The 12,177-nt window shown below is 72.1% G+C and carries 11 protein-coding genes; 5 read left to right on the top strand and 6 right to left on the bottom strand.

The window, feature by feature from the left end:
- Window positions 1-98: 98 nt before the first annotated feature.
- Window positions 99-1,160, bottom strand: coding sequence for a hypothetical protein (locus tag B4E97_RS04375; RefSeq protein WP_286958833.1), 1,062 nt, complete (start codon window positions 1,158-1,160; stop codon window positions 99-101).
- 896 nt (window positions 1,161-2,056) lie between these two features.
- On the opposite strand from B4E97_RS04375, the gene B4E97_RS04370 reads away from it, so the two are divergent.
- Genes B4E97_RS04370 through B4E97_RS04360 form a run of 3 tightly spaced genes read left to right on the top strand, consistent with a single transcriptional unit; the run spans window position 2,057 to window position 4,111 of the window.
- A complete protein-coding gene (locus B4E97_RS04370; RefSeq protein ID WP_286958832.1) occupies window positions 2,057-2,356 on the top strand; it encodes a TfoX/Sxy family DNA transformation protein in 300 nt (99 codons plus the stop codon).
- Window positions 2,357-2,394: 38 nt separating this feature from the next.
- Window positions 2,395-3,216: a hydroxymethylpyrimidine/phosphomethylpyrimidine kinase gene (locus B4E97_RS04365; protein WP_286958831.1), complete on the top strand. Its 822-nt coding sequence runs from the start codon at window positions 2,395-2,397 to the stop codon at window positions 3,214-3,216.
- A gap of 40 nt (window positions 3,217-3,256) precedes the next feature.
- On the top strand, window positions 3,257-4,111 hold the full coding sequence (locus B4E97_RS04360; protein ID WP_286958830.1) for a thermonuclease family protein: 855 nt from the start codon (window positions 3,257-3,259) through the stop codon (window positions 4,109-4,111).
- Between the two features lie 30 nt (window positions 4,112-4,141).
- Here B4E97_RS04360 and B4E97_RS04355 read toward each other — a convergent pair whose 3' ends face one another.
- The 3 genes from B4E97_RS04355 to B4E97_RS04345 form a co-directional block, all read right to left on the bottom strand.
- Complete coding sequence (locus tag B4E97_RS04355; protein ID WP_286958829.1) at window positions 4,142-4,729, bottom strand: riboflavin synthase; 588 nt, start codon at window positions 4,727-4,729, stop codon at window positions 4,142-4,144.
- Between the two features lie 105 nt (window positions 4,730-4,834).
- The gene (locus B4E97_RS04350; RefSeq protein ID WP_286958828.1) at window positions 4,835-5,788 is read right to left on the bottom strand and encodes a carbohydrate kinase family protein; all 954 of its coding nucleotides are present in this window, start codon (window positions 5,786-5,788) and stop codon (window positions 4,835-4,837) included.
- 29 nt (window positions 5,789-5,817) lie between these two features.
- Window positions 5,818-6,477 (bottom strand): nucleoside/nucleotide kinase family protein, encoded by a 660-nt coding sequence (locus B4E97_RS04345; RefSeq protein ID WP_286958827.1) that lies wholly within the window; start codon window positions 6,475-6,477, stop codon window positions 5,818-5,820.
- A 51-nt stretch (window positions 6,478-6,528) separates the two neighbouring features.
- Here B4E97_RS04345 and B4E97_RS04340 point away from each other — a divergent pair, with 51 nt between their 5' ends.
- Complete coding sequence (locus B4E97_RS04340) at window positions 6,529-7,374, top strand: SMP-30/gluconolactonase/LRE family protein (RefSeq protein ID WP_019287463.1); 846 nt, start codon at window positions 6,529-6,531, stop codon at window positions 7,372-7,374.
- A gap of 1 nt (window position 7,375) precedes the next feature.
- Window positions 7,376-8,641 (top strand): cation:proton antiporter, encoded by a 1,266-nt coding sequence (locus tag B4E97_RS04335; RefSeq protein ID WP_286958826.1) that lies wholly within the window; start codon window positions 7,376-7,378, stop codon window positions 8,639-8,641.
- 179 nt (window positions 8,642-8,820) lie between these two features.
- On the opposite strand, the gene B4E97_RS04330 is transcribed toward B4E97_RS04335, so the two are convergent.
- Both B4E97_RS04330 and argS read right to left on the bottom strand, forming a co-directional pair.
- The gene (locus tag B4E97_RS04330) at window positions 8,821-10,212 is read right to left on the bottom strand and encodes an NAD(P)/FAD-dependent oxidoreductase (protein WP_286958825.1); all 1,392 of its coding nucleotides are present in this window, start codon (window positions 10,210-10,212) and stop codon (window positions 8,821-8,823) included.
- A gap of 77 nt (window positions 10,213-10,289) precedes the next feature.
- Window positions 10,290-12,032, bottom strand: a complete 1,743-nt coding sequence (gene argS / locus B4E97_RS04325) for an arginine--tRNA ligase (RefSeq protein WP_286958823.1) — start codon at window positions 12,030-12,032, stop codon at window positions 10,290-10,292.
- Window positions 12,033-12,177: the final 145 nt, after the last annotated feature.

The raw sequence follows: 12,177 nt of genomic DNA, 5'->3' as shown, positions 1-12,177 counted from the left end.
CACGGAGCGAGGCCCCCCGCTCCCAGGGGAGCCGGGGGCCTCGCCACCCGGCTGGGACGCGACGTCGCCTCCCAGCGTGCTGTGCCGTATGCCGTGTCTCAGGCGCTCTGGCGGCGACGGATGGCGGGCACCATCATCAGGCCCGCCGCGACGGCCAGACCGGCGCCGAGCGCACCGGCACCGAGACCGGACTCGTCACCCTCGACGCCGGAGTTGAAGACCGGCGCGCCGTTGGCCGTGGCCTTGGCGGGGGTCTCGGTCACGACGACACCGGACGGGGTGACGGGCGTGACGGCGACCGGCGTGTGGCCGACCGGCTTCACCTTCACCGGGGTCGGGGTCACGGGGGTGGGCTTGACCGGGGCAGGCGTCTGGGTGACGGGCTTCTCCGGGGCCGGCGTGGTCGGCGTGGTCGGGGTCGGGCAGGTGTTGTCGCAGTCCTCGACCGGAGGCGTCGTCGGCGTGGTGCCGCACGGCACGTTGGCGTCCTTGATGGTGTGCACGATCAGGTCGCCGGTCGGGAAGGTGTACCAGTCCGCCGAGACCGCCTTGACCACGAGGGTGCCGTTGCTCCACTCGCCCCGATCCCAGATGACGCCCTTGGCGTCGGGGAGGGTGACCTGGTCGTTGTCGGCGCCGCAGACCGGGACGACGACCGGGGCCGGCGGGGTGACGGTCTTGCAGATGTTGCACTCGTGGCCGGGCGTGGGCTCCTCGGACGGCGTGGGCTGAGGCGTGGTGTCCTCGGTCGTGGGGGTCTCCGGCTTGGTGTCACCGGGCTTGGTGTCGCCGGGCTTGGTGTCGCCGGGCTTGGGGGTGGCGGGGCCGTCCGGGCGGTCCGCCGGGCCGCAGTGGTCCTCGTTGACGCCACCGTGGTTGCCGTGCTGGACACAGTCCTTGCCCTTGCCGGGGTTGGGGTCGTCCTTGGCCGGCTTGCCGGTGGCGCCGTGGTCGCTGCCGTCGGCCTCCTCGGCGTGCGGGGTGGTCTGCTTCGCCTGGTCCTGCTTCTTCGCCGGGTCCTGCTTGGCGGAGCTCTGCTTGGTGGGCTGGGTCGCCCCGTCGTGACCGGTGGCCATGGCCGTGCCGGCGCTGCCGAGAGCGACGCTCAGGGCGAAGGCGCCGGAGATGACGATGCGGCCGGTGGTGAGCGTGCGGTTCATGGTGCGGTTCCTTTCGTACGGAGCATCAGTGCTCCTGGATGTCTGATGTGCTGTGCCGCCGGGCCGAGCGTGGTCTCGGATGGTGTTCTGTGCGGCGCCCCCCGTTGACAGCAATTCAACGAGGGAATTCACGAGGCACCCCAGAAATCAATGGGAAATGATCCGAAGCAGGGAACAATCGATGCTCTTGGTCAGGTTCAATGCACGCTGAGTGATGTCCTGTTCATGGCGGCAATGACTCAGCGAAGCGCCCTGACCTGCAGAAATGCATCGGGAGGAGGAGTTTGCGCGACATACGTCGCTATGAGTAGCGGCATGGTCACGGTGCGTTCAACGGCAAATCTCGCCGCCCACCCTGAGTGCAAAGAATGCGCTTCCGCGCAGCTGGACAATGGGGACACATAGCCATGAATTCACGGCAATAAATGACGCAAAGAATGCATGCGAACACGGTGCGTAGTATTCGCGCCGCGAATGTCCTCAAATGCACCGTCCCGGGCGATTCGTTCTCTGACGCTGACGCCGCCGGCTCGGGGGCGGGGCACGGGGAGGTGTCGTCGGCTGCCGTCCGACGCGTCCTCGGGCCTCCCGCCATTGGCCACCCCTGGTGTTGTGGATCGTTCAAAAGGGGAGTTGAGGCGTCACTGGTGACCAATGGCCGGGCGGCGAGGCGTGACTGGTGACCAATGGCCGGGCGGCGAGGCGTCACTGGTGACCAATGGCCGGGCGGCGAGGCGTCACTGGTGACCAACGGCCGGGTGACAGCTCCGGATGGGCGCGGCGACCCGGCGATAGGTCACGGAGAGTGATACTTTAGTTACGACGTCAGTCGCATCCGTGCAGGTCAAAGATGCGGGCTGTGACTGCTGAGAGTAATCACGGGAACGATGGGGGACATGGTGAGCGGGAGCCGAACGCGCGTGGAGGCGCTGCCCAACATCGGTCCCAAGCTGGCCGCGGCACTGCGGGCCGTGGGGGTCGCCGACGCCGAGACCCTGCGGGAGCGGGGGTCGGAGGCCGTGTGGCGTGACATGCGCGAGCAGGGCCTGTTCGACGACGCCACGTCCCTGCAGGCTCTCGAGGGTGCGGTGCGCGGGATGCGCTGGCACGACCTCGACCGAGGCCTGCGCGCCCGGCTGGTCGAGATCGCGGCCGACCCGGAGCACGAGAACGGCTTCGAGGCCGACGCGAGCTGAGCTCCCGCACCGGCGCCGGTCGGTGAGAAACTGTGGGCATGACCACACCTCACGCTGTCGCCGCGGCCGAGGCCGCTCCCATCGCGCTGACCATCGCCGGGTCCGAGGCGACCGGCGGCGCTGGAGCCCAGGCCGACCTCAAGACCTTCCAGGCGCTCGGCACCTTCGGCATCGCTGCCCTCACGTGCATCGTGTCCTTCGACCCCAAGGCCGACTGGGGGCACCGGTTCGTGCCGGTGGACCCGGGCGTGATCGCCGACCAGCTGGAGGCCGAGCTGGCGGCATACGACATCGACACGATCAAGGTGGGCATGCTGGGCACGCCGGCCACGATCGAGACCGTCGCCGGCGTCCTGCGCGAGGCGCGGCCCCGCAACCTGGTCCTCGACCCGGTGCTCATCTGCAAGGGGCAGGAGCCCGGCGCGGCGCTCGACACCGACACCGCGCTCAAGGAGCAGGTGCTGCCGCTCGCGACCTTCGTGACGCCCAACCACTTCGAGTCGATGGCCCTGTCCGGGATGGACTCCATCGAGAGCGAGGACGACCTCGTCGCCGCCGCCCGCGCCATCCACGAGCGCTCCGGCGCCGTCGTCCTCGCCAAGGGGGGCGTCCGGCTCACGGGGCCCGACGCCATCGACGTGTTCTACGACGGCACCACCCTCGAGGTGCTGAGGGCGCCCAAGATCGGCGACCTGGCCGTCAGCGGCGCCGGCTGCACCCTCGCCGCCGCCGTCACCGCCGAGCTGGCCAAGGGCGCGTCGCCGCTCGACGCCGCCCGCACCGCCAAGGATTTCGTCCGTCAGGCGATCCTGCACCGGATGCCGTCGCGCGCGCCGTTCGAGGCCGTCCGCCAGGTCTGACCCCCGTCCCCGTCCCCGACCCACGCCATGGAGGGACCAGATGACCAGGCCCGGCCGCCGACGTCGATGGGGCCTGCGGGTCCTCACGGTCCTCGCAGGCTTAGGCCTGGCGTCGGCGACGGCATACGGCCTGGTCAGCGGGGGGATCACCAGCTCGCCGGACGGTGAGCGGTTGCGGGTGGTGGGCGCCCAGAGCGGGGACGTCCTCGACGTGACGACGATGCGCAACCGGCGGTTGGTGCGCCTCGCCGGGGTCGAGGCACCCCGCCGGACGTCCGACGGCGGGGTCCAGTGCCTGGCGGACGAGGCCCACGAGGCGCTCGAGCGGCTGGCGCCCACGGGGTCACCGGTCACGCTGCGGCACGCGCCGGGCACCCGTGGGTGGGTCCTCGACGGACGTGGCGCCCCCCGCCAGGGCGAGGACGGGGCGGAGGTCAGCAGCGTCTACGACCACCAGGACCGGCTGATCGCGGTCGAGCTCGCCCGCCGCGGGCTGGTCGTGCCGGACGCCGACGACCAGCGCGACGCCGAGGCGCTCGCCCAGGGGTTCGACCACGCGCGGTCGGAGGGTGCGGGCTTCTACGACGAGGACCTCGCGTGCACGGTGCCCGGCCAGGTCCGCGCCCGGAGCACGGGTCTGCAGCAGGCGCTCGGCCCGCGCCAGCGGTGGGCGGACGAGGGGCCGGCACCCGCTCCTGCCCGGGTCGACGCCGCGCTCGCGTCCGCGACCGAGCTGTGGCGGCACCTCAGCGCCGTGGGTCCGCACCGGGACGCGCCGGAGTGGCGGGCGCTGTCGTCCAACGACACGGCTCTGCTGCGGATGCGCCTCGAGGCGGCCATCGTGGGGGCTCAGGCCGTGCGGTTCAACGCGTCGACGCTGGCCGAGGAGGGCTAGCGGCCGTCGGCGAGGGCGAGGGGCGAGCGGCTAGCGGGTCATGAGGCGCTCTACGTACTTGGCGATCACGTCCACCTCGAGGTTGACCGGGTCCCCGACCTGCTTGCGGCCCAGCGTGGTCAGCTCGAGCGTCGTCGGGATCAGCGACACCGCGAAGGTCGCGTCGTCCACCGCGCTCACCGTGAGGGAGATGCCGTCGACCGTGATCGACCCCTTCTCGACGACATAGCGCGACAGCTCCGGCGGCAGCGAGAAGGTCACGACCTCCCAGCGGTCCCCGGGCTCGCGGCGCACGATCGTGGCGGTCCCGTCCACGTGCCCCTGCACCACATGCCCCCCGAACCTGCCCCCGGCGGGCATCGCGCGCTCGAGGTTGACGGGCGAGCCCGCCTGCAGCGCACCGAGGCTCGAGCGGTCGAGGGTCTCGCGCATCACGTCCACGCTGAAGGTCGCCTCGTCGTGCGCCACCACCGTCAGGCACACCCCGTTGACGGCGATCGAGGCGCCGTGCGTCGCGTCGCTCACGACCAGGGGGCCGCGCACCGTCAGGACGGCGCTGTCCGCGCCGAGCTCGACGGCCTCCACGGAGCCGAGCTCCTCCACGATGCCGGTGAACATGGCTGCTCCTTCGTTGGTCGGGACGTCCTCCCCAACCTACCGGCGGCGGTCACATCGACCGGCCGTCGTTCCCCAGGCTGATGATCCCGCCGCCGGCAGGTCCGCTCAGGGGCGTGGTCCCAGCGCTGTCGGGATGTCGGCGAGCCAGCCACGGGACGACGCGTGCGACACCCGGACCGCGGCCACCCGGCAGGCCAGCCCGACCGCGCCGGGCAGCGCCTGCCCCTGCGCCAGCGCCGCCACCAGCGCCCCGTGGAACGCGTCCCCCGCCCCGAGGGAGTCGACGGCCGTGACCGCGGGCGGCGTCACCGCGCCCTCGCTCCCTCCTCGCGCGGACCGCCAGCGCACCGCTCGTGGCCCGTCGGTGACCAGCGCGGTGCCGCAGCCCGACTCGAGCAGGTGGTCCAGGGTGCCGGACGGGTCCAGTCCCAGCTGACGGCCGTATGCCGAGGAGGCCGCCGCCACGTCCACCAGCCGCAGCCAGCCCTCGACGTGGGCCTTGACGCTGCCCGCGTCCAGCACCGTCGTCACGCGTCCGGCCCGGGCCAGGTGCAACGCGGCCTCGCCGGCCACCGGGTGGTGCCCGTCGACGAGCACGGCTGCGGCGCGGGCGATCTCGTCGCGCGCCTCGTCGGAGAGGTTCCACGTGGAACTCTGCGCGCCCGGCGAGACGACCGTCCGCTCCCCGTCGGCGTGGACGACGCAGGTGGCCACCGGAAGCGCCCAGGCGCCACCGTCCCCACCGGCGACCCCGCCACGTGCCGGACTACGTGCCGGACCACGCGCCGCACCGCCCGCCCCACCGTGATCCGGCGCCACCAGGTCGACGAGGCGCACCCCGCACGCCGCGAGGTCCGCCCGCACCACGTCGGCCGCCACGCCAGACCCGACGGCGCTGATCAGGGTCACGGATCCGGCGGGCAGCAGTGCTGCCGCCGTCACCGCGGCGTTGGCCGCCGGACCTCCAGCCACGAGCTCGACCGCGTCCGAGCGGGACTTGCCGCCCAGGACGACCGGCTCGCTGACGCGTTGCACGACGTCGAGCGTCGTCAGCCCCACGCAGATGACGCGTGGACCCGCCCCATCACTCACTCGAGCACCACGACCACGTCCGCGCGCCCGCGCGTCGCCGCGACCAGCCGCGCGTTGGCGGCGTCCACGCCCTCCGTCCCGCGGGTCAGCGCCGCGTCGCGGGTCCGACCGAACTGCACGTGCCGGTCGACGAGCCGCTCGACGCGCAGCCGCTCCGGCACGTCGACGAACCACACCTCGTCGCAGAGCACGTGCACGGCGGTCCACGGATCCTCTTGCAGCAGCAGGTAGTTGCCCTCCGTCACGACCAACGGGCAGTCGGGCGGGACCAGCACGGCGCCCGCGACGGCGTCCTCCACCGAGCGGCGGAACTCCGGCGCCCACACCGCGACCGGGGGCTCCGCGACCAGGCGACGCAGCAGTGCGACATACCCCTCGGCGTCGAAGGTCCACGGTGCGCCCTTGTCGGCGACGTCGCCGCGGGCCTCGAGCACGCTGTGCGCGAGGTGGAACCCGTCTATCCCCACCACCACGGCGCCCGGCACGGCCTGCGCCACCAGCTCCGCGAGCGTCGACTTGCCGGCGGCCGGGGCCCCGGTGATGCCGAGGACCCGGCGCCCGGGCCGCGCCGCGAGCTCCCGCGCCCGCTCGACGGCGGCCTCCGCAGCCAGCTCGTGCCCCTCGCCAGCCGTGCTGTCAGCGATCTGGTCAACCATCTCGCCAGCGTAGGACCCGCAGCCCGCACGCGCTCGCCTAGGGTGAGGCCCATGCGCGCCGACCCCGTGACCGATCCCATCTGCTACCACGCCGAGGGGCCGGTCTGGTGGCCCTCGTGGGGGCTGCGGTGGGTGGACATGCTCGCCGGCGACGTCATGACCCTGCGGCCCGACGGTGAGCCCACCCGCACCCACGTCGGCACCGTCGTCGCCTGCCTGCGCCCACGCGAGGGCGGTGGCGCGGTCCTGGCGCTCGAGCGGGCCGTCGCCAGCACCCGGCGCGACGACCTGACCGAGCTCACGGTCGGCCCGACCTTCGTGCCCGACGGCATCCGGCTCAACGAGGGCGGCTGCGACCCGGACGGCCGGTTCTGGGTCGGGTCGATGGCCTACGACCAGCAGCCCGACGCCGCCACCCTCTACGTCATGGACGAGGACCTGTCCGCGCACGTGGCCCTCGACCCCGTCACCGTCTCCAACGGCATCGTCTGGAGCCCCGATGGCGCGACCGGCTACTACGCCGACACCGCCACCCACCGGGTCATCTCCTTCCCGTATGACGGGACCGCCGCCATCGAGGCCCCCCGCACGCTCGTGGACCTCGGTCCGGACGGCAGCCCCGACGGGCTCACCGTCGATGCCGAGGGTGGGGTCTGGATGGCGATGAACGGCGACGGCGAGGTGCGCCGCTACACCCCGCAGGGACGGCTCGACGAGGTCGTGCAGGTCCCCGCCCGGCAGGTCACCGCCTGCACCTTCGGCGGCGACGACCTCGGCACCCTCTACATCACCACCTCCAGAGAGGGCCTCGACGATGGCGACGACCCCCTGGCCGGCGGGGTGTGCGCCATACGGCCTGGTGTGTCCGGCCTGCCCGCGCTGACCTGGCGCGGCTGAGGTGGTCACCGGGGTCGTCTATCTCGTCGCGGGGATCGGCCTGCTGCTCGGTGCCTTCCTGCCGAGGCTCCTGCGCGAGCGCGCCATCTCCGCCCCGATGGTGGTGCTGTTCGTCGGCATCGCCGTCGGCTGGTTCCTGCCCGGCGACGAGCCGATCGCGCCCGTCTTCCAGCAGACCATCACCCAGCACGTCGCCGAGGTCTGCGTCCTCGTCTCCCTCATGGGCGTCGGCCTGGCCATCGACCGGCCGTTCGCCTGGAGGGCCTGGCGACCGACCTGGCGTTTGCTCGGGATAGCGATGCCGTTGTGCATCGCTGCCGTGGCACTGCTCGGCTGGTGGGCGCTGGCGCTGTCACCGGCCGCCGCCATCCTGCTCGGCGCCGTGCTCGCTCCCACCGACCCGGTGCTCGCGTCGGACGTGCAGGTCGCCGGGCCGAGCGTCAGCGGCGAGGAGGAGAGCCCCGAGGAGGAGGACGACGAGGTGCGCTTCGCCCTCACGTCCGAGGCCGGGCTCAACGACGCCCTGGCCTTCCCGTTCGTGTGGTTCGCGTTGTTCCTCGCCACCAAGGGGCCAGTCGCGGAGTGGGGCTGGCACTGGATCGGGATGGAGCTGGTCGGCAAGATCGCCATCGGCGCGCTCGTCGGGCTGGCGGGCGGCTGGGTCTTCGGCAAGGTGGCGTTCCGCGCGCAGTGGGACAACCTGCGCCTCGCGGACGTCGGTGAGCCGATGCTCGGGCTGGCGCTGGTCGCCACCGTCTACGGACTGGCCGAGGTCCTGCACGGCTACGGCTTCCTCGCCGTGTTCGTCTGCGCGGTGACGCTGCGCGCTGCCGAGCGCGGCCACGAGTACCACGGCCGGCTCCACGACGCCATCGAGCACGTCGAGTCCGTGCTGACGCTGCTGATCCTCCTGCTGCTCGGCGCCTCCCTGTCGTCGGGGCAGCTGTCGGCGCTGAGCTGGCAGGGCATGCTCGTCGCCGTCGCCCTCGTGCTCGTCATCCGCCCCCTGTGCGGCTGGGTCTCGCTGATCGGCACCAAGCAGCTGGGCTCGCGCGAGAAGGTCGTGACCGCGATGTTCGGCGTCCGCGGCATCGGCTCCGTGTTCTACATGGCCTTCGCGACGGCTCAGCACGAGTGGCCGGAGCAGAAGGCGCTGTGGGCGACGGTGACCTTTGCGATCGTGGTGAGCGTGATGGTGCACGGCGTGCTGGCGACGCCCGCCATGAAGCACCTCGAGGAGCGCCGCGGCGCCGAGCGCCCCGTCTGACCACGGTCCACCGTCCGCGACCCCGCACAGGAACGGGTGGGTTCGACCACCGATGACGGTGGCGGAGTCCACCCGTTGCGCCCGGCGGGGCCCGGCGGAGCCGCCGCAGACAGATCGACCGGCCTCCGTCACACCCGCCTGGGGGACGTAGGCCGGTCGATGCCTCGGCCGGGGGCGGGTCAGCGGGTGCGGCGGTCGGCGGCCTCGGGGTCGTAGGGCTGCTCGAGGGGCAGGCGCACGCCGCCGATCGTCGGCTGGAACTGGCTGCCGAGCTGGCTCACCGCGAGGCGTCCGACGAGCTGCTGGCGCGTGGTCGTGCGCTCGGCCCGACCCGTGGACAGGAACGCGATGGCCCAGTGCATCAGCGTCGTCACCCGGTGCTTGAAGCCCACGATGTTGATGAGGTGCACGAACAGCCAGGCCAGCCACGCCGGGAAGCCCGTCAGCTTGATCTTGCCGATGCTCGCGATGGCGCCGAACTTGCTGATCACGGCCATCGACCCGCGGTCCTTGTACTGGAACGGCGAGGTGTCGCGGGCGCCGGCCAGGTCGGAGGCGACCGCGCGGGCGGCGTGCTGGCCACCCTGGATCGCGACCTGCGCGACGCCGGGCAGCTTGTCGAGGCTCATCATGTCGCCGACGACGAAGATCTCGGGGTGCCCCGGCAGCGTCAGGTCGGGGTTGACCGAGATGCGGCCGGCCCGGTCCACCTCGGCGCCCGTCTGCCTGCCGAGGGTGGCTCCGAGGGGGCTGGCCTGGACGCCGGCCGCCCACACCTTGCAGACGGCGCCGATGCGCTCGGTCGAGCCGTCCTTGCGCTTGTAGGTCACGGACTCCGAGTTCACGTCGGTGACCAGGGCGTCGAGGATGACCTCCACGCCGATGCGCTCGAGCTCGGCCTTGGCGCGGCTGGACAGCTTGTCGCCGAACGCCCCGAGGACGGCAGGGGCCCCGTCGATGAGGATCACGCGGGCCTGCGTGGAGTCGATGGAGCGGAAGTTGCCCTTGAGGGTGTTGGTCGCAAGGTCCTTGATCTGTCCGGCCATCTCGACGCCGGTCGGTCCGGCCCCGACGACCACGAAGGTCATCAGCCGCTCGCGCTCGGCCGGGTCCTCGGACAGCTCGGCGACCTCGAAGGCGCCGAAGATGCGGGCGCGCAGCTCGAGGGCGTCGTCGATGGTCTTCATCCCGGGGGCGTAGACCGCGAAGTGGTCGTTGCCGAAGTAGGACTGGCCGGCGCCGGCGGCCACGATCAGGTAGTCGTAGTGCAGGGTCGTCTCGTGCTGCAGCGCCTCGGCCGTCACCGTGCGGGCGTCGACGTCGATGCTGGTGACCTCGCTCATGATGACCTTGGCGTTGCGCTGGCCCTTGAGCACCTCGCGCGTGCTGGGAGCGATCTCGCCGGGGCTGAGGATGCCGGTGGCGACCTGGTACAGCAGGGGCTGGAACAGGTGGTAGACGGTCTTGCCGACGATCGTCACGTCGACGTCGGCGTCCTTGAGCTCCTGGGCGGCGAAGAGCCCGCCGAATCCGGATCCGATGATCACCACGTGGGGGCGCTTCTGAGCCATGGCACACAGGCTAACCTCACCCTGCCCCCTGCGGGGGACTGGGCCGTATGCCGAGAGCCCGCCCCACGTGGGGTCGGTCACATGCGCTCGGGAGCCTCCACGCCGAGCAGGTCCAGGCCCTGCACGAGGGTGCGGAGCGTGAGGGCGCACAGCGTCAGGCGCGACGCCCGGGTCTGCTCGTCGTCCGCCTTGAGCACCGGGCACGCCTCGTAGAACGACGAGAAGGTCTGGGCCAGCTCGAAGAGGTAGGTGCACAGGCGGTGCGGCTCGTAGATCGCGCCGACCTGCGCCAGGACGCCGTCGAGGTCGAGGAGCTTGAGGGCCAGCTCGCGCTCGGCGGGCTCGGTGACGAGCACGGGGGCGTCCTGCGCCTCGGGGTCCACGCCGGCGCTGCGCAGGATGGACCGCAGCCGGGCCGTGGCGTACTGCAGGTAGGGGCCGGTGTTGCCGGTGAGCGCGAGCATCCGGTCGAGGTCGAAGACGTAGTCCGAGTCGTGGGCGACCGACAGGTCGGCATACTTCACGCCGCCGATGCCGACCATCCGCGCGATGCCGGCCCGCTCCTGCTCGGGGAGCTCGGGGCGCGCCTCGTCGATGTAGGCGCGGGCGTGCTGCACGGCCTCGTCGAGGAGGTACATGAGGCGCAGGGGGGCGCCGGACCGGGTCTTGAGGATCTTGCGGTCCTCGCCGAGGACCGACCCGATCTTGACGTGCTCGACCTGCACCTCGGCGGGGTCCTTCGGCAGGTAGCCCGCCTGCCGCGCGGTCTCGTAGACCATCTGCAGGTGCAGGCTCTGGGTCACGCCCACGACATACAGGATCCGGTCGGCGTGCAGGTCCTCGACGCGGTGCTTGACCGTCGCCAGGTCGGTGGTGCCGTAGCCGTAGCCGCCGTCGGACTTGCGGATGAACAGCGGGACGGGCTTGTCCTCGCGGCCGGTGAAGCCGGGGAGGAAGACGACGAGCGCGCCGTCGTCCATGGTCGCGATGCCCTTGGCCTCGAGGTCGGCGCAGATACCGGGGAGGTCCTCGTTGTACGACGACTCACCGGCCAGGTCGTCGTCGGTGAGGGTCACGCCGAGGGTGGAGTAGACCTTGTTGAAGTAGACCTTGGACAGGTCGTAGAGCTTGCCCCAGAGCCGCAGCGTCTCGGGGTCGCCGGCCTGCAGCCGGACGACCCGGGCACGGGCGCGCGTCGCGAAGTCCTCGGACCCGTCGAACTTCGCGCGGGCTGCCTGGTAGAACGCGTTGGGGTCGGTCTCGACGACGTGCGCCTCCGGGGAGTCCTCGCCGACCTCGAGTAGGTGCTCGACCAGCATCCCGAAGGGGGTGCCCCAGTCGCCGACGTGGTTCTGCCGGATGACTGTGTGGCCGAGGTGCTCGAGGGTGCGGGCGAGCGAGTCGCCGATGATCGTCGTGCGCAGGTGGCCGACGTGCATCTCCTTGGCGACGTTGGGCGCGGAGTAGTCGATCGGGATGACCTCGGCCGGCTGGGTGGCCACGCCGAGCCGCGGGTCCGCCTGGGCGGCCTGCACCTGCTGGGCGATCCACGCGTCGCTGAAGGTCACGTTGATGAAGCCCGGGCCGCTGACCTCGGCGGACGCGATGAGGTCGCCCGTCTCGAGGTGCTCGACGATCGCGTCGGCGACGTCGCGCGGCTTGCGGCCGAGCCGCTTGGCCAGGGCCATGGCGGCGTTCACCTGCACGTCGGCGAACTGGCTGGGTCGCACCACCGGGTCCGCCCCTCGCACGTCCTCGCCGAACGCGGCGACGAGGGCGGACTGCACGGCCGGGGCGAGGGCGTCGATCGGGGCAACCATGGGTCCCAGGTTAGTGGGCCTCACCAGCCCGGACGAACGCGTATCACCCCCCTCGGGGCGCGGCGCCCGGGCGGGCACGGTTGGATGGAGGCGAGGACCGTCCGCCCCGTCGTGGACGTGGACCGTCAGCCCAGTCGCGCACGCA

This window comes from Arsenicicoccus sp. UBA7492, assembly GCF_002479615.1.
In the GTDB taxonomy this organism is placed as follows: Bacteria; Actinomycetota; Actinomycetes; order Actinomycetales; family Dermatophilaceae; genus Arsenicicoccus; species Arsenicicoccus bolidensis.
The sequence above is the reverse complement of the archived record's forward strand: the minus strand, read 5'-3'. Positions and strand labels throughout refer to the sequence as shown.